This is a genomic window from Simplicispira suum, from assembly GCF_003008595.1.
GTDB classification, from domain to species: domain Bacteria; phylum Pseudomonadota; class Gammaproteobacteria; order Burkholderiales; family Burkholderiaceae_C; genus Simplicispira; species Simplicispira suum.
The window spans coordinates 338,407-363,922 of the sequence record NZ_CP027669.1 but is presented as its reverse complement, the minus strand read 5'-3'; the positions used below and the strand labels follow the sequence as shown (position 1 = coordinate 363,922).

The 25,516-nt window shown below is 64.6% G+C and carries 22 protein-coding genes and 1 pseudogene; 14 read left to right on the top strand and 9 right to left on the bottom strand.

Translation table 11 applies throughout. The annotated features are described in order from the left end of the window. Nucleotides 1-761 precede the first annotated feature (761 nt). Nucleotides 762-1,973, bottom strand: coding sequence for a 5-demethoxyubiquinol-8 5-hydroxylase UbiM (gene ubiM / locus C6571_RS01730; protein WP_106445171.1), 1,212 nt, complete (start codon nt 1,971-1,973; stop codon nt 762-764). 122 nt (nt 1,974-2,095) lie between these two features. Between ubiM and C6571_RS01725 the strand changes: the two genes are divergently transcribed. The 5 genes from C6571_RS01725 to C6571_RS01705 all read left to right on the top strand — a co-directional run bounded on the left by C6571_RS01725 (nt 2,096) and on the right by C6571_RS01705 (nt 6,768). Further along, entirely contained in the window at nt 2,096-3,049 is a 954-nt protein-coding gene (locus C6571_RS01725; RefSeq protein ID WP_420852905.1) for a prenyltransferase, read from the top strand. Between the two features lie 12 nt (nt 3,050-3,061). Then, nucleotides 3,062-4,021: a ribosome biogenesis GTPase YlqF gene (ylqF, locus tag C6571_RS01720; RefSeq protein ID WP_106445169.1), complete on the top strand. Its 960-nt coding sequence runs from the start codon at nt 3,062-3,064 to the stop codon at nt 4,019-4,021. Between the two features lie 96 nt (nt 4,022-4,117). Then, nucleotides 4,118-5,161, top strand: coding sequence for an OmpA family protein (locus tag C6571_RS01715; RefSeq protein ID WP_170094652.1), 1,044 nt, complete (start codon nt 4,118-4,120; stop codon nt 5,159-5,161). Between the two features lie 120 nt (nt 5,162-5,281). Then, nucleotides 5,282-5,830 (top strand): hypothetical protein, encoded by a 549-nt coding sequence (locus C6571_RS01710; protein ID WP_146139290.1) that lies wholly within the window; start codon nt 5,282-5,284, stop codon nt 5,828-5,830. After that, a complete protein-coding gene (locus C6571_RS01705) occupies nt 5,827-6,768 on the top strand; it encodes a M14 family metallopeptidase (RefSeq protein WP_106445166.1) in 942 nt (313 codons plus the stop codon). The genes C6571_RS01710 and C6571_RS01705 overlap by 4 nt, the downstream gene beginning before the upstream one ends. Nucleotides 6,769-6,775: 7 nt before the next feature. Here the strand turns inward: C6571_RS01705 and C6571_RS01700 are convergent. The 3 genes and pseudogenes from C6571_RS01700 to C6571_RS01690 all read right to left on the bottom strand — a co-directional run bounded on the left by C6571_RS01700 (nt 6,776) and on the right by C6571_RS01690 (nt 8,263). Next, nucleotides 6,776-7,341, bottom strand: a pseudogene (locus C6571_RS01700) (DUF924 family protein). A gap of 42 nt (nt 7,342-7,383) precedes the next feature. Then, nucleotides 7,384-7,602, bottom strand: coding sequence for a hypothetical protein (locus C6571_RS01695; RefSeq protein WP_106445165.1), 219 nt, complete (start codon nt 7,600-7,602; stop codon nt 7,384-7,386). A gap of 148 nt (nt 7,603-7,750) precedes the next feature. Then, entirely contained in the window at nt 7,751-8,263 is a 513-nt protein-coding gene (locus C6571_RS01690) for an MgtC/SapB family protein (RefSeq protein ID WP_106445164.1), read from the bottom strand. 692 nt (nt 8,264-8,955) lie between these two features. Here C6571_RS01690 and C6571_RS01685 point away from each other — a divergent pair. Next, a complete protein-coding gene (locus C6571_RS01685; RefSeq protein ID WP_106445163.1) occupies nt 8,956-9,993 on the top strand; it encodes an IS630 family transposase in 1,038 nt (345 codons plus the stop codon). Nucleotides 9,994-10,378: 385 nt separating this feature from the next. Here C6571_RS01685 and C6571_RS01680 read toward each other — a convergent pair whose 3' ends face one another. Continuing rightward, nucleotides 10,379-10,846, bottom strand: coding sequence for a tellurite resistance TerB family protein (locus tag C6571_RS01680; protein ID WP_106445162.1), 468 nt, complete (start codon nt 10,844-10,846; stop codon nt 10,379-10,381). 105 nt (nt 10,847-10,951) lie between these two features. Between C6571_RS01680 and C6571_RS01675 the strand changes: the two genes are divergently transcribed. From C6571_RS01675 to C6571_RS01655, 5 genes are all read left to right on the top strand, one after another. Continuing rightward, the gene (locus C6571_RS01675) at nt 10,952-11,881 is read left to right on the top strand and encodes a DHH family phosphoesterase (RefSeq protein ID WP_106447973.1); all 930 of its coding nucleotides are present in this window, start codon (nt 10,952-10,954) and stop codon (nt 11,879-11,881) included. A gap of 43 nt (nt 11,882-11,924) precedes the next feature. After that, complete coding sequence (gene rarD / locus C6571_RS01670; RefSeq protein WP_106445161.1) at nt 11,925-12,848, top strand: EamA family transporter RarD; 924 nt, start codon at nt 11,925-11,927, stop codon at nt 12,846-12,848. A 52-nt stretch (nt 12,849-12,900) separates the two neighbouring features. Further along, entirely contained in the window at nt 12,901-13,470 is a 570-nt protein-coding gene (locus C6571_RS01665; RefSeq protein WP_245901354.1) for a DUF2242 domain-containing protein, read from the top strand. Nucleotides 13,471-13,514: 44 nt separating this feature from the next. Continuing rightward, nucleotides 13,515-17,438, top strand: coding sequence for an EAL domain-containing protein (locus C6571_RS01660; RefSeq protein ID WP_106445159.1), 3,924 nt, complete (start codon nt 13,515-13,517; stop codon nt 17,436-17,438). Between the two features lie 106 nt (nt 17,439-17,544). After that, nucleotides 17,545-18,510 carry a CBASS cGAMP-activated phospholipase gene (locus tag C6571_RS01655; RefSeq protein ID WP_106445158.1) on the top strand — a complete coding sequence of 322 codons (966 nt, stop codon included), beginning with the start codon at nt 17,545-17,547 and terminating at the stop codon, nt 18,508-18,510. Between the two features lie 3 nt (nt 18,511-18,513). Here C6571_RS01655 and C6571_RS01650 read toward each other — a convergent pair whose 3' ends face one another. Together C6571_RS01650 and C6571_RS01645 are read right to left on the bottom strand one after the other, a co-directional pair. Beyond that, a complete protein-coding gene (locus C6571_RS01650; RefSeq protein WP_211300685.1) occupies nt 18,514-19,434 on the bottom strand; it encodes a peptidoglycan DD-metalloendopeptidase family protein in 921 nt (306 codons plus the stop codon). Nucleotides 19,435-19,510: 76 nt separating this feature from the next. Then, entirely contained in the window at nt 19,511-19,759 is a 249-nt protein-coding gene (locus C6571_RS01645; RefSeq protein ID WP_106445157.1) for a hypothetical protein, read from the bottom strand. A gap of 125 nt (nt 19,760-19,884) precedes the next feature. Between C6571_RS01645 and C6571_RS01640 the strand changes: the two genes are divergently transcribed. Beyond that, nucleotides 19,885-20,349 (top strand): methyltransferase family protein, encoded by a 465-nt coding sequence (locus tag C6571_RS01640; RefSeq protein WP_106445156.1) that lies wholly within the window; start codon nt 19,885-19,887, stop codon nt 20,347-20,349. Between the two features lie 19 nt (nt 20,350-20,368). Here C6571_RS01640 and C6571_RS01635 read toward each other — a convergent pair whose 3' ends face one another. Then, the gene (locus tag C6571_RS01635) at nt 20,369-20,782 is read right to left on the bottom strand and encodes a DUF6691 family protein (protein WP_245901353.1); all 414 of its coding nucleotides are present in this window, start codon (nt 20,780-20,782) and stop codon (nt 20,369-20,371) included. Nucleotides 20,783-20,793: 11 nt separating this feature from the next. Continuing rightward, nucleotides 20,794-21,267 carry a YeeE/YedE family protein gene (locus C6571_RS01630; RefSeq protein ID WP_106445154.1) on the bottom strand — a complete coding sequence of 158 codons (474 nt, stop codon included), beginning with the start codon at nt 21,265-21,267 and terminating at the stop codon, nt 20,794-20,796. A gap of 59 nt (nt 21,268-21,326) precedes the next feature. Between C6571_RS01630 and C6571_RS01625 the strand changes: the two genes are divergently transcribed. Further along, nucleotides 21,327-22,883, top strand: a complete 1,557-nt coding sequence (locus tag C6571_RS01625; protein ID WP_106447971.1) for an AMP-binding protein — start codon at nt 21,327-21,329, stop codon at nt 22,881-22,883. A 117-nt stretch (nt 22,884-23,000) separates the two neighbouring features. Then, entirely contained in the window at nt 23,001-25,415 is a 2,415-nt protein-coding gene (locus C6571_RS01620; RefSeq protein ID WP_106445153.1) for a serine/threonine protein kinase, read from the top strand. Nucleotides 25,416-25,516: the final 101 nt, after the last annotated feature.

Below are 25,516 nucleotides of genomic sequence, written 5' to 3'. Positions count from 1 at the left end.
ACGAGAGCGCGGTTTTGATCGGCTCACGCCTCGTGCAGAGGGCGGGAGCCGGGATGTGCGCCCGGCGGCGCAGTAACTTTTTTTGCCAAAAAAAGTCACCAATAAAGGCTCGCCCTGCTGTCTGCGACCCCTTCGCTGCGCTGCGGGGCAACCTGCGTCGGGGCACTTGCGGGGTGCGCCGTGGAACTCACTTCGCTGCTGTGCAGCTGCGCTCGAACAACCACGGCGAATCAGTCAACAAAGCATGCGCGCACCTGCGCGCATGCCACTCCGCAAGCACCCCGCCGCAGGCGCATCCACAAGGGCGGGGAAGTGCACGGGCCTTTGCTGCGCTCGGCCTGGGGGAAACGGTTCGCCCAATAGCGACGCATCGGGTTTTTTCTTGGGCCGAGCGAAGCAATGGCCCGTACGGATGTCTGAGCCCTTGTGGCCGTGCCGAGAAGCGCAGGGGCGGGCGGATCAGGGCTCGCGTCTGTTTGAGCACCGCAGGTGCGAGTTGAGCGAGACCCCGCCCGGCGCGAGCATCGCAGGTTGCTCCGTGCGCAGCACGGGGTCACGGACAGCAGGGTCGCCTTTCTTTTGGCATCTTTTCTTTGGCGACGCAAAGAAAAGATGCTCGCCTGCCGGGGCGAGACCCGGCTTCCGCCCTTTGCGAAATGGCGCTCTCCAATCTTTGTCGGAGGCAGCTATAAAGTCCCATGAAATAACGCGCTATCGCTTACTGGACAAGCGCGAGCAGCTATCAAAAAAATAGAAAACGCTTAGTGGCCACCCGACAACGAAGCCGCCACCGCCCGCTTGAACGGCGGAAAGTTCTGCGCCAGGCGCAGGGCCGCACCGCGCAGCAGGCGCGCCGGGCCGGCGTCTGCGGTGTAGAGCTGGGCGACGAAGTTGGTGGCCAGGTACAGCGGCAGCGTGGCGCGGCGGTGGCCGCGCTCGTACTGGGCCAGCAGGCGCGGCGCGGCAATGTCGCCGCCGGAGGATTGCGCTGTGCGGATGGCGTCGGCCAGGGCGGTAATGCCCAGCAGACCGAAGTTGAAGCCATGGGCAGTGACCGGGTGCATGCCCACGGCGGCGTCGCCCACGCAGGCAAAACGCTCAGCCACCAGACGGTGTGGGCGCACGCCCACCAGCGGATACAGGTGGCGCGTGCTGGCCAGCTCCATCGCGCCCAGGCGCTCGGAAAAGCGCGCGGTGAGCGCGCGGCCGAATTCGGGCGCCTCCATGGCCTCCAGCGCTTCGAGCTGGTGGTGCGGCAGCGTCAGCACCACGCAGGAGCGGTGGGCGCCGGAATCGGGCGCGTCGTTCATGGGCAGCAGCGCCAGCGTCTGGCCGTAGCCAAACCATTCCCAGGCCACCTGGTGGTGCGGCTCCCGGTGCGTCATGGTGCACAGCAGCATGGAGCGGCCAAAGTCGTGCATGTCGGCGCCAATGCCCATGGCGCGCCGGGTGCCGGAAAAGCGGCTGTCGGCTGCAACCAGCAAGCGGGCGGACAGCGCCTTGCCGCTGGCCAGCCGCACATGCGCGCCCTCAGCGTCGGTGTGGGCATGTGCCACGCTCTCGCCGGCCAGCAGGGTGATGTCGCCATTCTTGTCTTGTGCGCCACGCAATTCGGCAAAGGCGGCGCGGCGAATCAGGTGGTTGGACACCAGCCAGCCCAGTTCGGAGTGGCGCGAGAGCGTGTGCTCGATGCGCATGGCGTAGCGCGACATGCCGTCGAGTACCTGGGCGTCGCGCAGGGGCGAGAACGCCGTGGGCTCGTAGCCTTCGATGCGTGCCCACAGACCCAGCGCACGCATCTGGTGGGCGGAGCGCTGTGTCAGTGCAATTTCGCGGCCGTCGTAGGCCGGGTTTTCCAGGGCGGAGAGTGGCTGCGGGTCCGCGATGCCGATGGTCAGCCCGCAGCCAGAGAGCGCGCGCGCCAGGCAGAGCCCTGCCGGGCCGGCGCCGCTGATGAAAATGTCGTAGTCCATGGAACGCAACCCTAACTTTTAAGTGTTCGGCGCACAATCACAAGGGCCAATGGGGCGAATGTGCTTTGTCGGCGAGCGTATCGCAAACCCAAGGTTAAGCTCAGGGTTACCCCCACATTCCCGTGCCTGCATTGCGCCAAGTTTCCCCGTCGCCGATTCCCTGGACCGTCTGCCTGGCCATGACCCGGCCCGGTTTTCTCGTCATCACCGCCATCGGCTGCGCGCTCGGCATGGCCACGGCCGTCGCCAGCGGCGGCGGGCTGTCGTGGCCGCGTGCGCTGGCGACCTGGGCGCTGGCGCTGCTGGCCCATGCCTCTGCCAACATGCAAAACGACTACGCAGACGCGCTCAATGGGGCGGACGCTGCCAACCGCGCCGGCCTGTATCCCTTCACCGGGGGCTCGCGCCTGGTGCAGCGCGGCGCGGTGGCGGCTGCCGACATGCGCCGTTTTTCGCTGGCGCTGGTCGCCGTGGTGGTGCCGGGTGGCATCTGGCTTGCCGCGCACAGCGGCGGTGGTTTGCTGGTGCTTGGCCTTGTGGGCCTGCTGCTGGGCTGGGCCTATTCCTTGCCGCCCCTGGCGCTGATGAAGCGCGGCTGGGGCGAGGGGACGGTGGCGCTGGCCTGGGCCTTGGTGGTGGTGGGAGCCGACTATGTGCAGCGGGGTCAATTTTTTCTGCTGCCCGCCGCTGCAGCGCTGGGCTATGGGCTGATGATTGGCAATATCCTGCTCGCCAACGCCTTTCCCGATGCCGCAGCCGACGCGCGCGTGGGCAAGCGCACCCTGGCGGTGCGCCTGGGCTTGCGGCGAGCGGCCTGGCTGTATCTGGCGGTGGCCTTGGCAGCACAGGCCTGGGTGCTTGCGCTGGTGGTTGCGGCTCTGTTGCCCCGGCCTGTGCTGGCCGCGCTGGCCGCAGCGCCGTTGTCGCTGGCGGCGGGCGCGCTGCTGCTGCGCCACGCCAGCGAGCCCGCGCGGCTGCGCGCTGCGCTGGTCTTGGGCATTGCAGCGGCGGCGCTTTATGGCCTGGGGATGACCTGGGGTTTCTGGATGGTGCGAGCGCAAGGCGTTCATTTCTAAGCTGGGCAATACATGGCGATTCAGTGGTTTCCAGGGCATATGCACCTGACGAAGAAGGCGATCACCGAGCGCATCAAGGACATTGACGTCGTGATTGAAGTGCTTGACGCGCGCCTGCCCGGCTCCAGCGCCAACCCGCTGCTGGCCGAGCTCACGGGCCACAAGCCCACGCTGAAGGTACTCAACAAGCAGGACGTGGCCGATGCGGAGCGCACGGCGCAGTGGGTGCATTGGTACAACGCCCAGCAGGACACCCTGGCCGTGGCGCTGGACGCTTCCGAGCCTGCGCCCGCGCGCCGCCTGATCGACGCCTGCCACCTGCTGGCACCCCAGCGCGGCGGCATGGCCAAGCCGATGCGGGTGCTGATTTGCGGCGTGCCCAACGTGGGCAAATCCACGCTGATCAACACCCTGACCAACAAGCGCCAGGCCAAGACCGGCGACGAAGCGGGCATCACCAAGCTGGAGCAGCGCATCACCCTGGCGGACGACTTCTACCTGTGGGACACGCCCGGCATGTTGTGGCCGCGCATCGCCGCGCCCGAAAGCGGCTACCACCTGGCCGCCAGCGGCGCCGTGGGCCGCAACGCCTACGACGAGGAACTGGTGGCGCTGGAACTGCTGCGCCGCCTGCAAGTGCATTACGCGCCCTTGCTGGAGGCGCGCTACCGCCTGAATCTGGCGCCCGAGGCGGTGGCCGGGATGCCCGACGACGAACTGCTTGCCGCCATTGGCCGCAAGCGCGGCGCGGTGATGAGTGGCGGGCGCGTCAACCTGCAAAAGGCGTCAGAAATCGTGCTGACCGATTTCCGCAGCGCCGTGCTCGGCCGCATCACGCTGGAGACGCCGCACGAGTTTGAAGCCTGGCGGGCTGCCGGCCTGCTGGCCGACGCCGAGCGCGAAGCCAGGAAGGCTGCACGCAAGGGACGCAAGGGGCGAGCCGGCGACGCAGCGCAGCGCGGGGCTGCGTGAGATCGGCCCAGTGACGGGAAAAAGTACGGCCGAACGATTTCCGCCGCTGCGCACTCTATGTTTTTTTCTTTGAATTCTCGTCAAAAGGTGGAATGCATGCGCACAGGTCTTTTCGCGCGCTGGTCGTTGTTGTTGGTCTTGGCGCTGTCGCTGCTCACGCCTGCATCTGCGCAAGACGTGGCGGGGGGGCGTGACCATCCGCTGATCCATCGCCCCGCAGGCAGCACGCTGGTGGGTTATGCCCAGGCAGCGCAAGGCAGCATTGACTTTCAGGCGTCGAGCTATACGGGTTTCAATCTGGAAACAGGCCGGCGCCAGTACGCAGAGCAACCGCTGACGCTCGATGGCCGCGTCACGCGCCTGTGGTACGAAGTGCCTGGGAAAGCCACCGCATCACAGTTGTATGAAAGCCAGGTGCGGGCATTGGCGGCGCAGGGCTTCAAGACGCTGTACGACTCGGCGCAGGACAGCGGGGCCGCTGCCGGCAAGTGGGTGAATTTTCTTGCCAGCTTTGCACCGGGCAAACGCGATGCCATTGCCAACAACCGCTCGCCGCAGATTTTTTCGGCCGCACGCCCGGCCAGCCTGCGCACTGGCACCTTTCAGCAAGACAACACCACGGTGCGCCTGGTGGCCGTGGATTGGCCCAAGGCCGACGACGGCGCCAAGGCGCGCCAGGGGGCCTACATCGCCATCGACATCGTCGAAGCGCGCGTGCTGCGGGAAACCCCGGCGGTGCGTGCACCGGCGGTTGTCGCCGCGCACACCGACGACGCACTGACGCACGCGCTCTCAGTGACTGGACATGTCCAACTCAGCGGCGTGCACTTTGTCTCAGGCAGCGCCGAATTCGAGCAAGGCGCCCGCCCGGTGCTCGCTGGCGTGGCGCAATACCTCCAGGCCCAGCCGGATGTGCGGCTCTATGTGGTGGGGCATACCGACGCATCGGGCGAGCTTGAAGGCAACCTCGAACTCTCGCGTGAGCGCGCCCAGGCCGTGGTAGACGCGCTGGTGCGCGATTTCGGCGTGGCGCCAGGGCGACTCAGCGCGCATGGGGTAGGGCCCTTGGCGCCCTGGGCCGACAACCAAAGCAGCGCCGGGCGCGCGCGCAACCGGCGCGTGGAGCTGGTGCGGCATTGACTGGGAGTGACAAATATCGCGGTGGGACGGTATGCCTTCGGATCCAGGAGTTTTTAATCCGTCTCCGGGCGTACATTGCGCCTTTGCGCTTCTTCGACCTTCAGCCCGTTGGGAGATCCTATGCCCCTCACTCGATTTCTGCGCCCATGGTTGGCGCTTGCGGGCTTGTGCCTGCTGATGGCCGGCGGCGCTGCGGCGCAAGACCTGGCCGGTGCCAAAGACCATCCGGTGCTCAAGCGGTTTGCGGGCAGCAGCATCGTGGGCTACGACGCGCGCAATTTCGACGCCATCGAGTTTCAGACTTCCACGTTCAAAGAGTTTGATCTGGCCGTGGGCGCCCGCCGCTACGTCAAACCGCCCCTGGCGCTGGAAGGCAAGCTCACGCGTCTTTGGTACGAGGCGCCGGGCAATACGCGTTCGCTGGAGTTGTACCGAAACTACGTCAATGAGCTGACAAGCCATGGATTCAAGCCGCTCTACGACTCGACGCAGGATGCCGCCGCAGGCCAGTGGACCCATCTTCTGGCCAGTTTCAGCAGCGCCGGCAAGGATTTCATGGCGCTGTCCAAGCGCAGCGCCGAAGCTGTCGCAGTGGCGCTCGCTTCGGCCAGTCGAACTGGTGCCGCAATAAACATCGCCAACGACTCCGTGACAACCTATACCGTATGACCCAAAGCCTCCCCCACTTCGAAGTTCTGCCGCGCGATCTGTCGGCCTACCGCACCGGCAATACCGGGGTGGACTATGTGCACCGGCTGGACTCCGGAAAGCCCGGACCGCATGTGCTTATCAATGCCCTGACCCATGGCAACGAGTTCTGCGGCATGGTGGCTGCGCTGCATTTGCTCGATACCGGCGTGCGGCCGCAGGTTGGCACGCTCACGGTCAGCTTTGCCAATGTGCAGGCCTACGAGAGCTTTGACATCGAGCGGCCTTTCGAGAGCCGCCAGCTGGTGCACAACCTGAACCGCGTCTGGTCGGTGGCCGAACTCGAAGGCGCCGCCGTGAGCCCCGAGCTGTTGCGTGCCAGGGCGCTTCGCCCGGTGGTGGCTGCGGCCGACCACATTCTGGATTTGCATTCCACCAGCCAGGACGTGCAGCCGTTCTGGGTGTATCCGGCGTTTGCTCGCAACGCCCAGGCGGCGCGCGCCATCGGCGTGCCTGCGGTGCATCTGGTGATGCCCAAGGGGCTGGGCACGGGCGTGCCACTGATCCAGCACGGCCGCCATGGCGAAGCGGATGGCACGGGCGTGGCGCTGGTGGCCGAATGCGGCCAGCATTTTCACCAGGCGTCGGCCGACACGGCCATCGCGGTGACACTGGGATTTCTGGCCCACTTCGGGTTGATTGAGGCCTCGGCGCCCGGCGCGACCGTCATGCCGGCGCGGCGTTTTGAGTTGCTGGAAACTTTCTTGGTGAAGACGCCGGCTTTCGCCTTTGTGCGCCCCTTGGTAGGGTTCGAGACCTTCGATGAGGGCGAACTGATTGCCACCGATGGCGCCAGCGAAATTCGCTCGCCTTGCCAGGGCTGCACCGTCTTCATGCCCACGCGCGAGCCCATCGTCGGGCGCGAGGCGGTGTACCTCACGCGCCCGCTGGCAGATTGATATTGGGTTAGAACCCCGAGCCGGGTTGCTTCAAGAAGACTTCTTCTTCGGGCGTTGACTGCCGGCCCAGCGCGGCGTTGCGGTGGGGGTAGCGGCCAAAGCGCTGCAGGGTTTCCATGTGCAGTCGCTCAAAGTGCAGGTTGCCTTCCAGTCCAGGCTGGTCAAACAGCAACAAGGCCTGGGCGTGGATGACCAGCGATTCGCTGTGCATGAAGGGAAGGTAGGCGAATGCGCGCTGCGCGACGGGCAGAGCGGCGTCGTGCGCACCCGCCACCAGCTCTTGTGCCAGGGCAAGGGCCAGGGCGTCATTGGCAAAGGCGCGACCGCTGTCCCGATGGATGTTGCGCGAGAACTGGTCGAGCACGATGATTTCCGCCAGCCGCCCGCCGTGGTGCGCCAGGGCGCCAGTTCGCAGCGTTCGGCCGATTGCAGCAAAGCGCCAAAACGCCCGGCAATGCGCGCGTCCAGCGCCGTGTCTTTGGCGAAATGCTGCTGCGCAGAAAGTTCGCCAAACCAGAAATCGAGGACGTCTTGTGCGTGCGGGGCAAAAATATCAGTCAAATTGGCCTCCAGCGCTTTATGGGTATGCGTAAATAGCTATCAAAATAGTAGCATTCACGCCTTTTCCAGCGTGATCTTTCCTTCGCTCACGTAGCGCTCGAATTCATCGCGCGGCATGGCGGCCGAGCCTGCGGCGTCGTTGTCCGCCGTCCAGGATAGCGTGGTGCTGTCCTCGCTCCGGTCAATGTGGACGGGGCCGCGCGGAATGGTGATCGGCGCGCCGTCGCCAGGGGTGTAGGTCACTTCGCCGCTGATGGTGGCTTGCTGGGTCATGGAAAAATCCTCCGTAACAGCCTATTGGAAGCCGGCCGGACCGCCGACCTTGTGGGACGAGCGCGCAAAAACGGCATGCGCACGTCGTTGCCACGGTTCGAGCGCTCGTGCCAATGCAAAGTGTGAAGCGGAGCGACGCCGCTGCAAGCTACTGGCTGTGATCTGGGGGTGCGCCGGTGCGCCGCGTCAGCACCCGCTGCAGCAGCGGCAGGGCGCCCAGGACGGCAAAGGCAAGCACGGCACTGAGGACGGCGGTGGCTTCCAGGCCGAGGCCGGCCGCCGTACCGATGGCCGCAGTGAGCCAGATGCCCGCAGCGGTCGTCAGGCCATGGACCTTTTCCTCCCCACTGCCCTTGAGGATGGTGCCCGCGCCCAGGAACCCCACGCCGGCAACGATACCCTGGACGACGCGGCTCATGTCCGGCGCTTCGATCCCCATCTGCTGCGAAACCAGTACAAACAGTGCGGCGCCCATGGCCACCAGCATGTGGGTGCGCACGCCCGCCGCTTTGCCGGCATGCTCGCGCTCCCAGCCCAGAATACCGCCGAGCATCCCCGCCACCAGCAGGCGCACAACGATGCGCGTGGCGTCCGAGAGGTCGGTCAGGTCGGAAAACTCTGCGGCCACGGTGCCGCCAATCTGGTTCCAGGCGCTATCCATGGCGAGCGGGCGTGGCCAGTGCGTGGGGATGGGGTTGAATGCGCATGCGCTCCACTGTGCCGACGGCGGATGCCGTGTGCCAGCAGAGGGCAACGCTGGGCGCTGTCGGCGCGCGCCTACGCGGAGCCGGTGGGGAGAAATTTTGAATCGAGCTGGCCTGACGATCCAGCTGCCTTAGAAAAGTCGATAGACACCAGTGAAAGCGCGGCTTTGATGGGTTCGCGCCTCGTGGCAAAGGGCGGGTGCCGGGATGTGCGCCCGGCGGCGCAGTAACTTTTTTCATGCCGAAAAAAGTTACCAAAAAAGGCTCACCCTGCTGTCTGCAACCGCTTCGCTGCGCTACGGGGCAACCTGCGTCGGGGCACTTGCGGGGTGCGCCGTGGAACTCACTTCGCTGCTGTGCCGCTGCGTTCGAACAACCACGGCGAGCCAGTCAACAAAGCATGCGCGCACCTGCGCGCATGCCACCCCGCAAGCACCCCCCCACAGGCGCATCCACAAGGGCCTGGGCAGCCCACACAGGCCATCGCTGCGCTCGGCCCTGGAAAGAGCCTATTCGCACACTATCGGCCACCTTGTCTCCCCGCAGGCCGAGAGTAGCGATGGCCCGTGTGGATGTTTGGCTTTCCGTTGTACTATAGATAAGGCCCAATAAAGTATGAATTTTATGTGCGTTTGATGGTCAGAAGCCCATGGAAAAAGAAAACGCAAGAAAGCAAACACTGGAGCAACTTCACGAGCGCCGCAAGCAAGTCGTGCGGCTGCACAAGAAAGGCATCAAGATCATGCAAATCGTGGCGATGACAGGGTTGAGCTACCCGCCGGTGCGCGCCGCGATTGACCTCTTTGAAGCCGGCGGCTGGAGCGCTATTCGGCCCGCCTTGCGCGGGCGTAGCCCAGGCGATGGCCGGGTCCTCAGTCAAACGCAAGAAGAGACGATTCAAAGAATGATCATCGACAAGCGTCCCGAGCAACTCAAGATGGACTTTCACCTGTGGAGCCGAGCGGCCGTGGGCCAATTGATCGAACAAGAATTTGGCATGAAACTACAGGTTCGTAGTGTCGGCAAGTACCTCACCCGCTGGGGCTTCACACCGCAAAAACCAATCAAGCGTGCGTACGAGCAAAGCCCTGCCGCAGTCCAGGCTTGGTTGGAGGGCGAGTACCCCGGCATCGAGCAGCGCGCCAGAGCTGAAGGGGCCGAAATTCACTGGGGCGATGAGACCGCTTTGGTCCACACGGATGTGCGCGGCAGAAGCTATGCGCCGACAGGCAAAACGCCAGTGACCATGGCTATTGGCGGCACCCGCCACAAGCTCTCCATGATTGCAACTGTGACCAACCAGGGCAAGACGCGCTGGATGATCATTGACGAGGCGTTTGACGCCGACAAGCTCATTGAATTCCTGCAAGCCTTGATCAAGGATGCAGGTAAAAAAGTCTTTCTGATTCTGGACAATTTGCGTGTGCATCACAGCAAGCTGGTGAAGGCTTGGGTGGCCGAACACAAAGACCAAATTGAGCTGTTCTACCTGCCCAGCTACAGCCCACAGCTCAACCCAGAAGAGCGGCTCAATGCGGATTTGAAGCAAGAGATGGGCAAGCGCGTACCGGTCAGAACCAAGGCCAAGTTACGCGAGGCCGCGAACGATCATATGGCGATGCTGGAGCAAAACCCGGAACGGGTTATTGGCTACTTCCAGGATCGCCGAGTTCGCTACGCGGCTTAATACTTCACAGGGCCGGATCAATAAGCCCTTGTGGCCGTGCCGAGAAGCGCAGCGGCGGGCGGATCAGGGCTCGTGTCTGTTTGAGCGCGTAGCGCGAGTTCAGCGAGACCCCGCCCGGCGCGAGCATCGCAGATTGCCCCGTGCGCAGCACGGGGTCACGGACAGTAGGGTCGCCTTTCTTTGGCATCTTTTCTTTGGCGGCGCAAAGAAAAGATGCTCGCCTGCCGGGGCGAGACCCGGCTTTTGCACTGTCCCACGAGGCGCGAACCCATCAAAGCCGCGCTATCACTGTTGTCTGCTGGTTTTTCTGAGGCAACTACATAGCCAGGTGAATAGGCGCCCAGCGCTTATTCGGCAAGCGCTTGCAGCTATCGTTGTAGAAGCACTACGGGATGTTCGCTGCTGCCTTGGCGCGCATCTTGGCGGCGATGTATTCGCCATGTGTCACGTACAGCAGCCCTGCGATCTTGTTGATGGCGTGGTTCTCGTTGGCGTCGATGTGGGCGTCGGCATAGGCGATCTGCCAAAGGGCTTCGACGAGCCGGACCTTGTCGTCGTGGCTGAAGGCGTCGTTGATGCGGCTGGTGAACTGCTGGTAGTCGTAGGCGCTGCGGGAGCTGTCTTGCGCCTGATCGAGCAAGGCGGCGAGTGCTTCGGGCGCCAGATCAAAGCGTTGGTGCAGCGCCGCCAGCGCGGTTGCGCGCTCGTTCGCGTCCAGGCGGCCATCGGCGCGCACCACCTCCACCATCAGCACGGCCGCCGCGAGCTGCACACGCTGTGCACGCTCGGCGGGCGAATCGGCCTGGGGCGCTTGGGTGATTTCCGAGAGAAAGTCTTTGAAGCTCTGAAACATACGGGGCGAGTGTGCGTGAAAGTTGCTCGATTCGCGCAGGCCTTGCAAGGTTCCCGAGAGTCGCAAGCGGCAGTGCCGCGGCAGGCCGGCGACAATGGAGGGTTCATGAAAACCATCCTTCCCCTGCAACTGCTGGTGGCTCCGCGCCACGACGATCCCGCGCCCCTGGTGCTCTACCACGGCCGCAATTGCCCCGACGGTTTTGCTGCGGCGCTGGCGGCCTGGCGGTTTTACGGCGGCGCCGTGGAGCTGCGCGGTCTGGACCATGGCGAGGCACGCACCGTGGCCGACCTTCCGGCGCTCGACGGCCGGGCGGTCTACATCCTTGATTTTTCCTTTCCTGCGGAGCTGCTGCGCGCCATCGACGAGCGTGCCGCGCGCCTGGTGCTGCTGGATCACCACAAAAGCGCCGCAGATGCGCTGGACGGCTTTGCCTGCCGCTGCGGCGTGGTGCATTTCGACATGAGCAAATCGGGCGCGCGTCTGGCCTGGGAGTTCTTTTTGCCTGATGTGCCGCTGCCCGATCTGGTGCGCTATGTGGAGGACCGCGATCTGTGGAACTGGCAGTTCCCCGAGAGCGCAGCCTACCTGGCAGCGCTCGACATGGAGCCGCAGGACTTCGCGCGCTGGAGCGAGCTGGCCGATTTCACGCCCGAGCAAAGTGCCCAGTTCATGGCGCGCGGCCAGGCGATGGATGAAAAATTCAGCAAACTCGCCGCCGATATCGCCGAAGGCGCCCAAGCGGTGGTGTTCAACGGCGAGGCAGGTCTCATGGTGAACGCACCGGGGGTGTTCCACAGCCTGTTGGGTGAGCTGCTATCGCGCCGTTCGGGTACGTTTGCGCTGATGTGGACCGCCGGCCAGGGCGGTGTGGTCAAGGTGGGCCTGCGCTCGCAGCGCGGCTACGACTGCATTCCCCTGGCACAAAGCATGGGCGGCGGCGGCCATGCCCAGGCCTGCGGCTTCAAGATGGCGGCGGAACGCCTGCCCGGCCTGCTGACCGGTGTGCTGGACGCGCAGCAGGGGGCGCGATGAGCTTCGCGTCCGGGACTGCGCGCGGCGTTTTGCGGGCCTGGGCATGCTGAAGGGCGTCATTGCTTCGGTGCTGGCCTCGGTGCTGTTTGGCGTCATCTACTGGATTTCGCCGTTTCTCAAGCCGCTCGGCGGAGAAGAGATTTACGGCTGGCGCGTGCTGGCCACGCTGCCATTCACTACCGTGCTGCTGCTGTGGCGGGGCGAATGGACGCAGGTGCGCGCGCTGGCCGAGCGCGTGCGCGAGCGCCCGGCGCTTGGCGCGGCGCTGGTGCTGAGCGCCGCCATGGTGGGCGTGCAGCTGTGGCTGTTCATGTGGGCACCCATGGCAGGCCGGGCTTTGCCGGTGTCGCTGGGCTACTTTCTGCTGCCACTGGTGATGGTGCTCGCTGGCGGCGTGCTGTACCGCGAGCGGCTCTCGGGCCCGCACAAGCTGGCAACGGCGCTGGCTGCTGCGGGCGTTGGCGCCGAGTTGCTGCGCGCTGGCGGCGTGTCGTGGGAGACCTGGGTGGTGGCGGTGGGCTATCCGCTGTATTTCGCGCTGCGCCGACGTCTGCGCACCGAAAAACTCGGCGGCCATTGGGTGGACATGGCGCTGGCGGTGCCTGTGGCGGTGTACTTCGTGCTGCGGGCGCCTTCCACCCTGCCCGTCGTGGCGGGCGATCTGCCTCTGGCCGCGCTGGTGCTGGTGGTGGGCGTGCTGAGCGCTGTTGCGCTGGCGCTGTACATGGCGGCCAGCCAGTTGCTGCCCATGGGTTTGTTTGGTCTGTTGACCTATGTGGAGCCGGTGCTGCTGGTGGTGGTGGCGCTGCTGCTGGGCGAGCGCCTGGCGCCGGGGCAGTGGGTGCTGTACGGTCTGGTGTTTACAGCGGTGGGGGTGCTGGTGGCGGATGCACTGCGTCAGATGGTTTGTGCCCCCTCCATGGAGAAAAAATTGAAAAAAAGTGATGCTACCGCTGATGCAGACTAAGTTAATTGCTATTATTTTTGATAATTCTTTAGATCGATTGCGGGAGCATGGTTTGGCGCTTCGGTCCTTGTTTTCGCGCAGTGCGCTGCTTGCCGTTGCGCTGGTGCTGGCTGGCTGCAGTTCTGCCCCGCACCAATACGCCTTGCAGGAGCGCTTTGGCTCGGGCGACATGCATTCGCGCCTGTTTGACGCCACGCCGGAGCAAACCTGCGAAGCGGGCCGGCGCGCGCTGCTCAGCCAGGGCTATCTGATCAACGTGGCTCGCAAGGACATGGTGGAAGGCGGCAAGAGCTTCCAGCCCGACGCCGAATCGCATATGCAGATGACGATCCGCGTGGTCTGCGTGCCCGACGGCGGGCGCGGCAGCGTCACACTGGGCTTTGTCACTGGCGTGCAGGACAGTTACACCGTCAAAAAAAGCAACAACTCGGCCAGCGTGGGGGTGCCGGCGCTGGGCTCGGTGTCGCTGCCCTTCATGGCGGGAAGCGAATCCTTGGTCAAGGTGGGCAGCCAGACCATCAACTCCGAGGTCTTCTACGACCGCTTCTTCGACATCCTCAAGCGCTATCTGCTGGAAGACACGGGTATTGAGGCCGACGGGCAAGCACCAGCGAGCAAATAGCGACTTTCCCAGAGCCTCCCGCTGCGGCCCGCCATAATGGCTGCATGGACTCCCAGCCCATTGCCCCAGAAGATGCCGACCAATGGCTGGAAGCGGTTGTTGAGCCGCTGCCACAACTGGGCGAGATGCTTGACGTGCTGCGGCGGCGTTGCGGCATCGACTTTTCTGGCTACAAAACCACCACCTTGACCCGGCGCGCGCGCCAGCGCATGGCCCGCCTCTCGGTGCTCAGGACCGAAGACTACCTGGAGATGCTGCAAGAGCAGGCCGGCGAGCGCGAGGCGCTGAGCGGGGAATTGCTGGTCAGCGTCACCGAGTTTTTTCGTGACGCCGAGGTGTTTCGCCAATTGGAGGAGGAAGTGCTGCCCGATCTGCTGCGCGGTCGGGACGCTGGGCAGGACCTGCGCATCTGGTGCGCGGGCTGTGCCAGTGGAGAAGAAGCCTATTCGGTGACCATGCTGGCGCTGGAGGCCGCTGGGCGGCTGGGGTTTCACGGCAACGTCAAAGTGTTCGGAACCGACCTGGCGCCCCAGGCCCTGGCGCAGGCCTCGCGCGGAAGCTATGAGGGCGAAAGCCTTGCCGCAGTGCCCGAAGGCTTGCGCCGACGCTATCTGCAGGGCGATTCGTCCGGGGGCATGCGTGCCGACGCCACGCTGCGCCGCCACCTGGTGTTTGCCCGGCACAACTTGCTGAGCGACCCGCCGTTTACCTGCATCGATCTGGCGCTGTGCCGCAATCTGCTTATTTACCTCAAGCCGGAGGCGCAGTTCAAGGCCTTGTCGCAACTGCATTTCTCGCTCAAGCCACAGGGGCTGCTGCTGCTCGGCGCGAGCGAAAACGTCGGCGCGTTTGAGTTGAATGCCTTTTCCGCAGTGGACCGCAGCCACAAGCTGTTTCGCAAGCAGCCTGCGGTACTGGCCCGAAATTTTGACTCCCACACCCTGGGCGCCCAGGCGGTTCCAGCGCTGCCCAGTATGGAGCCCTCTGCAAAAAATCAAGGGCAAGAGCCAGGGCCGGAAGGCCTGGCTGCCGAGCTGGACGCCACGCGCGAGCGTTTGCACGAAATGGTGCTGGAGTTGCAGACCAGCCATGAGCGCCTCGACCTGAGCAACGAGGAACTCACGGCGTCCAATGAAGAGCTGCAAAGCACCAATGAGGAGCTCAAGTCGGTCAACGAAGACCTGTATGCGCTGAACAAAGAGCTGGAGATGCGCAACGACGAGCTCGATGCCCTCAACCGCGACTACGACCACCTGCTCGACAGTACCGAAATCGGCACCGTCTTTCTTGATAGCGATCTGAGCCTGCGGCGCTTTAGCCCCGGCGTGGACGACTTTTTGGCGCTGCGCGGAAGCGATATCGGCCGACCGATTGGCGACATCCGCTACCGGCTGGGCCCGCAGGAAAGCTTTCTGGAAAATCTGCGCGAATGCGCAGCCAGGGAGAAGCGCATCGAGCGCGAAGCCATGCTGGCCGATGGGCGCTGGGTATTCGAGCGCATGCTGCCGTTTCGCGACGATACAGGCCGGGGCCATGGCGTGGTGCTGACCTGGACCGACATCAGCAAGATCAAACACATAGAGTCCGTCGCTGAGAAGCTGGCTGCAGACCGCGAGCGCTTGCTGGGCATTCTGGAAGTCCTGCCGGACGGCGTGTACATCGTCAACGCCGAGCATGAGGTCGAGTACGTCAACCCCGTGCTCAAGCGCGAGTTTGGGGACGTGGACGGGCGCAAATGCCACGAGTACTTCCACAACAACCCGGATCCATGCAGCTGGTGCAAGAACGTCGACGTGTTCGCGGGGCGCAGCGTGCAATGGCAATGGGTTTCGCCCAAAGGTCGCACCTACGATCTGTTCGACATACCGCTGAAGAACGCCGACGGCAGCATCAGCAAGCTCGAACTGTTTCACGACATTACGGACATGAAAGAGGCGCGCCGGCGCCTGGACGAGGCAGCCCGCATTGCGCGTGTGGGCCACTGGGAATGGAACATTGCGGCGGACGACCTGCGCTGGAGCGACGAGATATTTGCCTGTTTTGGCTTCGATCCGGCCGAATTCGTCCCCACTTTCGAGCGTTTCCTGCAGCAGATTGAGCCGGATGATCGCCAGCGTGTGCAAGACGGCGTGACCCAGGCACTCCAGCAAGACCTGCCCTACGAAATGGAGTTCCGCTTCCGCCGGGCCGACGGCAGCGCGGGGGTTGGCTTTGCCAGCGGCAGCGTCCAGCGTGATGCTGCGGGAAAGCCGGTCACGCTGGCTGGGGCCATGCAGGACATCAGCAGACTGCGCGAGAGCGAACTGAGGTTCAAGGTGGCATTCCGTGCGAGCCCACTGGCGGCATCCATTGCGCGCATTCCCGACGGCACGTTTCTCGAAGTGAACGACCGCTACGAAACCTGGTTTGGTTGGTCGGCGCTTGATCTGGTGGGGCGGACCACGCTGGAAGTGGGTTTGTGGGCCGATGTGGAAGCTCGCGCGGCCTGGCTTTCCGAATTGCAGCACCGGGGCAGCACGCTCAATTTTGAGGCCGAATGGGTCTGCAAGTCGGGCGAGAAGCGCTGCGTGAGTATCTCGGCCGAGCTGATCAATCTGCACGACGAGCAGCATGTGGTGGCGTTTGCACAGGACATCACCGAGCACAAGGAAAGCGCTGCGCGCATTGAATTCCTGGCACACCACGACCCGCTCACCGGCCTGCCCAACCGGGTGCTGTTTCGCGACCGTTTCGAGCTGGCCCGCGCCTGGACGGAGCGCAGCAACCACAAGGTGGCGCTGCTCTACCTGGACCTGGACCACTTCAAACAGATCAACGACACGCTGGGGCATCCGCTTGGCGACGTGCTGCTTCAGCAGGTCGCCAAGCGTCTTTCCGGCACGCTGCGCGATACCGACACGATCAGCCGCCAGGGCGGCGACGAATTTCTGATCGCCTTGACCGATGTTCAGGATGTCGAGGGCGTGGGCCGCATTGCCAGCAAGATCACGGAAGCCCTGGCGCGTCCCTTTGAAATCGAAGGCCACCAGCTGGCAGTGACGCTTTCGATCGGCATTGCCTTGTGTCCCGACGACGGGGCCGACTTCGACACTTTGCTCCAGCGTGCAGATACGGCCATGTACCGGGCCAAGGAGAGCGGGCGCAACACCTATTGCTTCTACACGAGCGAAATGAATGCGCAGGCGCTGGAGAATCTCAAGATGCGATCGGCCCTGCATTGGGCCCTGGACCAGCAGGAGTTCGTGCTGCACTACCAGCCACAGGTGGATCTGGTCAGTGGTGCTGTGATTGGTGTCGAAGCACTGCTGCGCTGGCAACGCGCCGACGGTGAACTGGTGCCGCCGGGTCGCTTTATCCCGGCGGCTGAAGAGAGCGGGCAAATCGTGCCCATCGGTGAATGGGTGTTGCGCGAGGCTTGCGCCCAGGCTGTGCGCTGGCAGCAGGCCGGGCTGCCGGAGCTGACCATGGCGGTCAACCTGTCGGCCGTGCAGTTCCGGCGTGGTGATTTGCTGGCCAGCGTGACGCAGGCATTGGAAGAGTCGGGCCTGGACCCGGCGCGGCTGGAGCTTGAACTGACCGAGTCGCTGCTGATGGAAGATATCGAAGCGACGCTGCAAACGGTGCAGCGATTCAAGGCGCTGGGCGTGAGCCTGGCCATCGACGATTTCGGAACCGGGTATTCCAGTCTGGCCTATTTGCGCCGTTTCTCGGTAGACAAGCTCAAGATCGACCAGTCTTTCGTGCGGGACATCGTGAGCGACCCGGAAGACGCCGCCATCGTGCGCGCCATCATCAGCATGGCACGCAGCCTCAAGCTGCGTGTCGTGGCCGAGGGCGTTGAGAGCGCCGAAGTGGCGCGCGTTCTCAACCTCTACCATTGCCAGGAAGCGCAGGGCTACCATTTCGGCCGGCCCATGCCTGCCCAGGCCTTCAGCGACTGGATGGGTGAGCGATGCGCACAAGCCTGAGCGGCGCTTGCGGCGCGGGCTTACATGGCCGACAGCCCTTGCGGCGCTACAGTTCAATGGACATTTCGGGCGCTGCACTGCGCCTTTCTTTTTGCCCACCGAATCCATGTCGACAACTTCTCATCCCAAAGAACCCAAAGAATTTCGCATCCTCTCGCTCAGTGGTGGCGGCTACCTGGGCCTCTACACAGCCGTCGTTCTCGCGGATCTGGAAAAGCAGGTGGGCGAACCGCTTGGCAAGCGCTTTGACCTGATTGCTGGCACCTCCGTTGGAGGCCTGCTCGCAATGGCATTGGCATTTGAAGTGCCCATGGCGCACATTGTTCAGCTCTTCATCGAACGCGGCGAAGAAGTGTTTTCCTCGCGCAGGTTGCCGGGTGGGACCGTTACCCGCTTGCTCGACATGACGCGCTCGGTGCTGGGCCCCAAATACACCGGGGAAGCCCTGCGGCGCGAAATCAAGAAGCATTTCGGAGGCCGCACCATGGGCGATGCCCAGCATGCCGTGGTGGTGCCCGCAGTGGATGTGAGCCGCAGTATCACCAAGGTGTTCAAGACGCCCCACACGCAGGGCTCTCTGGGCGACGAGAGTTTGTCTGCGGTGGACGTGACCCTCGCTACCTGCGCCGCGCCAGCCTATTTTCCTTGTGTCAAGGTGGGTGAACGCCTGTACGCCGATGGTGGTCTGTTTGCCGTGGCGCCCGACCATGTGGCGCTGCATGAAGCCGAACATTTCATGGGCGCCAAGCTGGCCCGCGTACGCATGCTGTCCATTGGTACGGCCACCATGGGTTATCAGCCGACCGAATCGGTCGAAGCCGATGCAGGCGCCGTCGGCTGGCTGACCGACGGGCGGTTGATTCTGACCATGATTTCCGTGCAGCAGCAGCATGTGAAGGCCGTGATGGAAGACCGGCTGGAGGATCGCTACATGCGCATCGACGCGGACTGGCCGGTGCACGCCGGGCTCGGCATCGATGTCGCAACTCCAGAAGCGACGAAAACCTTGGTGGGGCTGGGAGAGAAAACCCTGGCGGAACTTAATCGCAAGCGCCTGGCGGCGTTTCTCTGATGCTTACGAAGGGAGAAAGAGCGCCGGATCGACCATGCTGCGGTTGAGCATGACGCCCCAGTGCAAATGCGGCCCGGTAACGCGGCCTGTGGCGCCCACGGCGCCCACGCGCTGCCCCGCATCCACTGCATCCCCGACCTGCGCGTCGATGGCGCTCAAGTGGCAGACCATGCTCAGCAGGCCGCCGCCATGGTCCAGCCACACGGTGTTACCGTTGAAAAAATAGTCGCCGGTGTCGATCACCCTTGCGGCCAGGGGCGCGAGCACGGGCGTGCCGGTGGTTGCGGCAATGTCCATCCCGCTGTGCGGATTGCGGGCCTGGCCATTGAACACGCGGCGCAGACCGAATGAGCTGGAGCGCCGGCCTGGAACTGGCACGCGCATGGCCAGGCTGGCTGGCAACGGTGTGCTGAAGGTAGCCATCACGCCCGCCTGGTGGCTGCGCTCGCGCTGCCAGCGCGCCTCGTCTTCGGGTGACAGGTCTACCGTGCGTGGCTCCACGGTGAGGCGCTGTTCGCGGTACTGCTTGGGCACAATCTCGTAGCCAAGGCTGCGCGGCGCGCCGCCTGGGGTCTCTACGTGAATGCTGGCCGGCCCTGGCGCTGCCGAGAGCGGGATGCCGACCACCGCTGTCCAGGCACTGGCATCGCCGAGCACGAGCAGAGGCACCTCTGCCGAGCCGTCTGCGGCGGGCGCAAACGCGCGGGGGCGAGCAGGAGAGGGGCCGAGTGGAAGGCGCGCGAGGCCGCCCGGCACCAGGAGCGCGCGTGGTAGAGGGTCAGAGGCGCGCCCGGCTGCTGCAGCCAGTGCAGGGATCGCCATTGGCAGAGCGAGCCCGGCCAACGCGCCCATGCCGCGCAAGAGTGCCTTGCGGCGTGAGATCAGCGCGGGGCAGGCCCTGGTGATCGGAAAACAGAAGGACATGGCGCCAAGCCTACCAGTGCCGACGCGCGTGGCAGAAGCACCCGCACAAAGGCTGCCAAGACGCTGCGGGCAAGCGTCAGTGCGTGACGAACTCGTAGTGCACCACTTCGCTGTCCACCATGTCGAGAATCTCGTTCAGCACTTCGTCCTCGTCGGTGCTGGCCCAGGTTTCTTCGGGGTCGCTGGCGAACAGCGGCTCCATGGTCAGGTCCAGATAGGTTCCATTGGGAAGCCGGAGCACCGGCGTGCCTTCAGAGGTGTCTGCCAGCTCCCAGTCCTCGGGGACGGACATTTCCAGCTCAAGGGTAACTCGGAGTTTTTTCATGGTGTGTCTTAGAAAAAGGGGCCATTGGCAGGATGCGCGCAAAAGAACGCCGTGGACTGCATCATGCGCTGGATTGGGGCAGGCTTGGCACTGGGCCCCGTCACTTGACTTTTTGGAGAGTATGGATGTCGCAGCTCGAACTCAAAATTCCGCCACCCCTGGTGGCTGCAACCGTCGCGGCGGGCATGGTCTCGGTGGCTCTCTGGGTGGGTCCCGTGCTCAATTTGCCCGTGGCGTTTCGCCTCGGCGGTGCCCTGGCGCTCGCTGTCTTGGGTGCCTGCTTGGATGTGGCCGGTATATGGGTCTTCCGACAGGCCAAAACAACCGTCAACCCGATGGCACCCGAGCGCAGTGCCAAACTGGTGGTCCGCGGCGTCTACCGCATCACCCGCAACCCCATGTACCTGGGTTTGGTGCTGATCCTTTTGGGTCTGGCGCTGTACCTTGCCGCGCCGTGGGCCCTGCTGGGACCGCTGGCGTTTGCTGCCTATATCACCCGCTTTCAGATCGTGCCCGAAGAGCGGGCCATGGCGGCACGTTTTGGCGCGGACTACGCGGCGTACTGCGCGGCGGTGCGCCGCTGGTTGTAGAGAAATGGGGTTGCCCCATTTATTGGATTCTTGCGCGCAGGCCCTGGGCCAGGGCGCCCAGGGCAATGCCGGCCAGTGCCCACAGAAGCATCCAGTTGCCGGTGCCCAGGCCTGCAATGGCCGGGCCGGGGCAGACGCCGCACAGGCCCCAGCCAATGCCGAACAGGGCAGCGCCCACCAGGGTGTCGCGGTTCCACATGCTGGCGTGGTGGTGAAAGCGCTCTCCCAGCAGCGGGCGCGAGAGCATGCGCGGCGCCAGTTGGTAGGCCAGCAGCGTGACCCCCATGGCGCCGCCCATCACCAGCATCAATCCATAGTCCTGAAAGCGCAGGAAACTCAGCACCACCTCGGGCCGAACCATGGTCGAGACGGCCAGGCCAAAGCCAAACAGCGCGCCTGCCACCAGCACGGTGAGAAAGCGCGGCAGATTCATGCCTTGTGCGCTCATACCAACCACCGTGCGGCCAAGTTGGCGGTGAGAAAGGCGGTGGCCATGAAGGTAAGCACGGCCAGAAGCGAGGGCCATTGCAGCGAACCCAGCCCGCAAATGCCGTGGCCCGAGGTGCAGCCATTGCCCAGCCGCGCACCGTAGCCCACCAAGGCGCCCCCGAGCAGCAAACGCCACGCTGGCACGTCCGTGGTTTGCGCTGCGCCCTGGGCAACAAGCAGCCACCACACGAGCGCACCCAGCACCAGCCCCAGCGCAAACACCAGGCGCCAGTTGCGCGAATCGGTGAACCTGGCTTGCTGAAAGAACGGCCGCTGCAGCACAAACGACCAGGTCGATGAAAACACCGTGCTCATGCCACCCACCAGGCCGGTGAGCACAAACAACAGCGCCACGCCGGTGCCAATGAGTACGCCGCCGAGCAGGTAGTGCTGCCAGCCCAGGGGGAAAAGGGAATGCGCCAGGTCCATAGGGCAGCATTATCTGGCTGGCCTGCACGCTGCCTGCGGGGAGCGTGGAAAATGCGGGCATGAGCCTCATCGCCCTGCTCCAGCGCCACGCCCGCCTGTCCCCCGGCCGCCCCGCCATCTTTCAAGGCAGCGCGCCCTGGGCCAGCTACGGCGAATGGGCCGCGCGCAGTGCCGCGCTGGCCGCGCGCATGCGCGCTGCGGGCCTGGTGCCCGGCGACCGCGTGCTGCTGTTCATGCGCAACCATCCGCGGTATCTGGAGGTGCTGTGCGCCGCCTGGTGGGCCGGGCTGGTGGTGGTGCCGGTCAACGCCAAGCTGCACCCGCGCGAAACCGAATGGATCGTGGACAACGCCCAGGCGCGCTGGGGGTTCGTGACCGCTGACGTGGCGCCCGCGCCGCTGGCCGGGCTGGAGCGGCAAATCGACATCGAGTCGCCCGAGGCCGATGCCTTGCTGGCACCGGTGAATGACCCTTGGGCCGTGCCCACCGCCGAGCGCGCGCCGGACGATGTGGCCTGGCTGTTCTACACCAGCGGCACCACCGGCCGGCCCAAGGGCGTGATGCTGACGCACCGCAACCTCATGACCATGGGGCTGACGTACTTCGTCGATGTGGACCCGGTGGCCGCGCAGGACGCCATCGTGTACGCCGCGCCCATGTCGCATGGCGCCGGGCTGTATGCCATTCCGCACCTGATGGCCGGGGCGCGCCACGTGGTGCCCCTGTCCGGCGGGGTCGAGCCGGCCGAGCTGTTTGCGCTGGGTACCGAGATGGGCGGCCTCTCGACCTTCGCGGCACCCACTATCGTCAACCGCCTGGTGGATCACGCGCAGCAGGCGGGTTTGGACCACGCGGCCTGCGCCCGTGCCTTCAAGACCATTGTCTATGGTGGTGCGCCCATGTACGTGGCGGATATCCGGCGCGCGCTCTCGGTCATGGGACCGCGCTTCGTGCAGATTTATGGCCAGGGCGAAACGCCCATGGTCGCCACCGCGCTTTCGCGTGCGCAGCTGACGGACACCGCGCATCCGCGCTACCTGGAGCGCATTGCTTCGGTCGGCGTCGCACAGACACCGGTGCAACTGCGCGTGGCCGACGCGCAGGGCGACGAGTTGCCTCTGGGCGAGGTCGGTGAAGTGCTGGTGCGGGGTGACTGCGTCATGGCCGGCTACTGGCAGGACCCGGAGGCCACGGCAGCGGCCGTGCGCGACGGCTGGCTGTTTACCGGCGACGTGGGTTGCCTGGATGCCGATGGCTTCCTCACGCTCAAAGACCGCAGCAAGGACCTCATCATCAGCGGGGGCTCCAACATCTACCCGCGCGAAGTCGAAGAAGTGCTGCTCACCGCCCCAGGTGTGGCCGAAGTGGCTGTGGTGGGCGCACCGGACCCTGCCTGGGGCGAAGTGGTGGTTGCGTTCGTCGCACTGCAAGCCGGTGCCGCGACCACCCCCGAAACGCTCGACCAGCACTGCCTGGCGCAGATGGCGCGCTTCAAGAGGCCCAAGCACTACCGGCTGGTGCAGGCGCTGCCCAAGAACAACTACGGCAAGGTGCTCAAAACGGCGCTGCGCGAGCAGTGGCGGACCTCTGCCGAGGCTGTTTCAAGCCATTGCTGACGGCATTTGCTGCGTTCGCCGGCCACTGCGCGGCGGTGCTTTCAGGGTTTCGGCCGGGGCGCCCAACGCGCTGCCCATGCCATACTTCTCTGAGCTTTTTGGCCTGTCGCACTCTCCATGAAAACCCACATCGGCCGTTTTGAGCTCAAGCGATTGCTGGGGCAGGGCGCGCAGGCACAGGTCTGGCTGGCGTTTGATCCGCGTCTGGAGCGCGAAGTGGCCATCAAACACATGAAGCCGGCGCCAAAGCACGCGTTGTTTGCCGTCGACCAGTGGCTGCAAGAGGCGCGCAGCGTGAGCCGGCTCACGCACCCCCACATCGTTCCCGTGTTTGAAGCGGACGTGCACGAGCAGCGGCCCTACATGGTGTTCGAGTACGTGCCCGGCCAGACGCTGGCCCAACGGCTGGCGGCGCAAGGGGCGATTCCCGCCACGCAGGCCGTCCCCATCGTGCAGGACGTGCTCAGCGCCCTGGTGGCCGCCCATGCCGATGGCGTGGTGCACCGCGACCTCAAGCCGTCCAACGTGTTGCTCGACGCCCATGGCCGGGCCCGAGTCATGGATTTCGGGATTGCCGCCCGCATGGCCCGCGCGCCCGGCGATGCCAAGCAGCCCGATGCCGCAGGCAGCCCTGGCTACATGGCTCCGGAAGCGGTGCGTGGCGAAGCGATTTCTCCCTTGATGGATGTCTACGGTGCGGGGCTCTTGCTGGCCGAGCTGCTTTGGGGCCGACCCCTGAGAACGGGGCGCGACGTCACGCGCGTCCTACAGCAGACTGCGGCCGAACCGCTGCAACTGCCGGCGCAACTGCTCGAGGGGCTGGACGACGCACTGCGAGCCATTGTGCTGCGCGCCACGGCATTTGATCCAGCGCAGCGCCACGTTGGCGCGCAGCCCTTTCTGGACGCTTTGCTGAAATGGTCGGGCGCGCATCGGGACACAGCGTCGGAGGAAGCTGCCACCGGGGCCAGACAGAACAGCACGCTGGATTTTTTGCTTCGCCGCATGCGCAACAAGACGGATTTTCCGGCGCTCTCGGAGTCCATCGGCAAGATTCAGCGCATGGCGATGTCCGATACGGAGAGCATCAGCAGCGTCACCAATGAAATCCTGAAGGACGTGGCGTTGACCAACAAGCTGCTGCGCCTGGTCAACAGCGCGCACTACGCCCGGGGCGATAGCATCGGGACGGTCTCGCGCGCTGTGGTTCTGGTGGGTTTCAACGGCATTCGCAACATGGCGCTCAGCCTGGTGCTTCTGGAGCATATGCAGGACAAGGGCAACGCGCACCTGCTGAAAGAGGAGTTTCTGCGCGCCTTGATGGCCGGCTCGATCGCCTCGGAGTTGGGCCCCACGCCCAAGGAAGGCGAAGAAGCATTTATCGGTGCCTTGTTCCAGAACCTGGGTCGCATGCTCTCGCAGTTCTACTTTCCGGAAGAAGCGGACAACATCCGCAAACTGGTGGCCTCGCCGCGCGAGCCCATCAACGAAGAGCTGGCGGCCACCCGCGTTCTGGGCATTGGTTTTGAAGCATTGGGGCTTGGCATTGCCAAAGCCTGGGGTCTGCCCGAGGGCATTCAGCGCTGCATCGTGCGCCCGCCCGGCGCAGCGCCCGGCCGCGTTCCTGACGATGGACTGGAGCGACTGCGCTGGCGGTCTCGCGCTGCCAATGAAATGGCCGACGCCATGCTGCAGACCGATGCCCAGGAGGTAGACAGACGCCTGGGTCAGTCTGCGCAGATCTACCAAAAATCACTGGGACTGAACGTGGACGAAATGCTGGCGGCCACGCTGACGGCGCGCAAAAGACTTGTCGAGCTGGCCCAGGCCATGGACATCAGCGTGCGCCCCAACTCGCGCGCCGCCCAGTTGCTCCAGGGAGCGGACGCGGCGCCAGAGCACGTACTGGCAATTTCCACCGGGGCGCAGGATGCCCTTGCAGCGACCGAACTGCAGGCCACACAAAAATTGCTGGTCTCGCCGAGTTCAGAGCAACCGGGCAAAGAGCCCGTCTCTCAAACCCTGGCAGCCGGCATTCAGGACATCACCAACGCGATGGTGGAAGAATTCAAGCTCAGCGACGTACTGCGCATGATTTTGGAGACCATGTTCCGCGCACTGGAGTTTCACCGCATCGTGTTCTGCATGCGTGAACCCAAGTCCGACATGCTCACCGGCCGCTTTGGGCTGGGCACGGGCGTCGAGGGCGTCGTCAGGCAGTTTCGCGTGCCCATGGGCCAGGTGGGGGGGCAGCCCGACCTGTTCGCCACCATCTGCGCCAAGGGGGCCGACACCCTCATCAGCGACGCCAGCGCGCCCCGCATTGCCGAGCGCCTGCCCGACTGGTACCGCAAGGCCGCTGGCGCTCCCACCTTCTTGATACTGCCCTTGCTGCTCAAAGGGCGCGCTTTCGGCATGATCTATGCCGACAAGGCAGAACTGGGCAGTCTGGTCGTCGATGAAAAGGAGCTGGCCATGCTGCGTACCCTGCGCAACCAGGCGGTGATGGCCTTTCGGCAATCGTCGGGCTAGTGCGCCCTCTGGCCAGCGGCAGCATCCGAAAGCGTGCGGCTGCGGGTGGTCTGTGCATGCAGCAAATCAGTAGGCGTTATTGCGCAGGCCGGCGCGGAGCT

What these genes read in the sequence shown, in the direction of transcription:
- C6571_RS01690 (WP_106445164.1), bottom strand. Translation starts at nt 8,263, where the DNA reads ATGGATAGCGCCTGGAACCAGATTGGCGGCACCGTGGCCGCAGAGTTT.
- C6571_RS01675 (WP_106447973.1), top strand. Translation starts at nt 10,952, where the DNA reads ATGAAAACCATCCTTCCCCTGCAACTGCTGGTGGCTCCGCGCCACGAC.
- C6571_RS01660 (WP_106445159.1), top strand. Translation starts at nt 13,515, where the DNA reads ATGGACTCCCAGCCCATTGCCCCAGAAGATGCCGACCAATGGCTGGAA.
- C6571_RS01625 (WP_106447971.1), top strand. Translation starts at nt 21,327, where the DNA reads ATGAGCCTCATCGCCCTGCTCCAGCGCCACGCCCGCCTGTCCCCCGGC.
- C6571_RS01695 (WP_106445165.1), bottom strand. Translation starts at nt 7,602, where the DNA reads ATGACCCAGCAAGCCACCATCAGCGGCGAAGTGACCTACACCCCTGGC.
- C6571_RS01655 (WP_106445158.1), top strand. Translation starts at nt 17,545, where the DNA reads ATGTCGACAACTTCTCATCCCAAAGAACCCAAAGAATTTCGCATCCTC.
- ylqF (WP_106445169.1), top strand. Translation starts at nt 3,062, where the DNA reads ATGGCGATTCAGTGGTTTCCAGGGCATATGCACCTGACGAAGAAGGCG.
- C6571_RS01645 (WP_106445157.1), bottom strand. Translation starts at nt 19,759, where the DNA reads ATGAAAAAACTCCGAGTTACCCTTGAGCTGGAAATGTCCGTCCCCGAG.
- C6571_RS01650 (WP_211300685.1), bottom strand. Translation starts at nt 19,434, where the DNA reads ATGTCCTTCTGTTTTCCGATCACCAGGGCCTGCCCCGCGCTGATCTCA.
- C6571_RS01710 (WP_146139290.1), top strand. Translation starts at nt 5,282, where the DNA reads ATGCCCCTCACTCGATTTCTGCGCCCATGGTTGGCGCTTGCGGGCTTG.
- C6571_RS01685 (WP_106445163.1), top strand. Translation starts at nt 8,956, where the DNA reads ATGGAAAAAGAAAACGCAAGAAAGCAAACACTGGAGCAACTTCACGAG.
- C6571_RS01680 (WP_106445162.1), bottom strand. Translation starts at nt 10,846, where the DNA reads ATGTTTCAGAGCTTCAAAGACTTTCTCTCGGAAATCACCCAAGCGCCC.
- ubiM (WP_106445171.1), bottom strand. Translation starts at nt 1,973, where the DNA reads ATGGACTACGACATTTTCATCAGCGGCGCCGGCCCGGCAGGGCTCTGC.
- C6571_RS01705 (WP_106445166.1), top strand. Translation starts at nt 5,827, where the DNA reads ATGACCCAAAGCCTCCCCCACTTCGAAGTTCTGCCGCGCGATCTGTCG.
- C6571_RS01630 (WP_106445154.1), bottom strand. Translation starts at nt 21,267, where the DNA reads ATGGACCTGGCGCATTCCCTTTTCCCCCTGGGCTGGCAGCACTACCTG.
- rarD (WP_106445161.1), top strand. Translation starts at nt 11,925, where the DNA reads ATGCTGAAGGGCGTCATTGCTTCGGTGCTGGCCTCGGTGCTGTTTGGC.
- C6571_RS01715 (WP_170094652.1), top strand. Translation starts at nt 4,118, where the DNA reads ATGCGCACAGGTCTTTTCGCGCGCTGGTCGTTGTTGTTGGTCTTGGCG.
- C6571_RS01635 (WP_245901353.1), bottom strand. Translation starts at nt 20,782, where the DNA reads ATGAATCTGCCGCGCTTTCTCACCGTGCTGGTGGCAGGCGCGCTGTTT.
- C6571_RS01620 (WP_106445153.1), top strand. Translation starts at nt 23,001, where the DNA reads ATGAAAACCCACATCGGCCGTTTTGAGCTCAAGCGATTGCTGGGGCAG.
- C6571_RS01640 (WP_106445156.1), top strand. Translation starts at nt 19,885, where the DNA reads ATGTCGCAGCTCGAACTCAAAATTCCGCCACCCCTGGTGGCTGCAACC.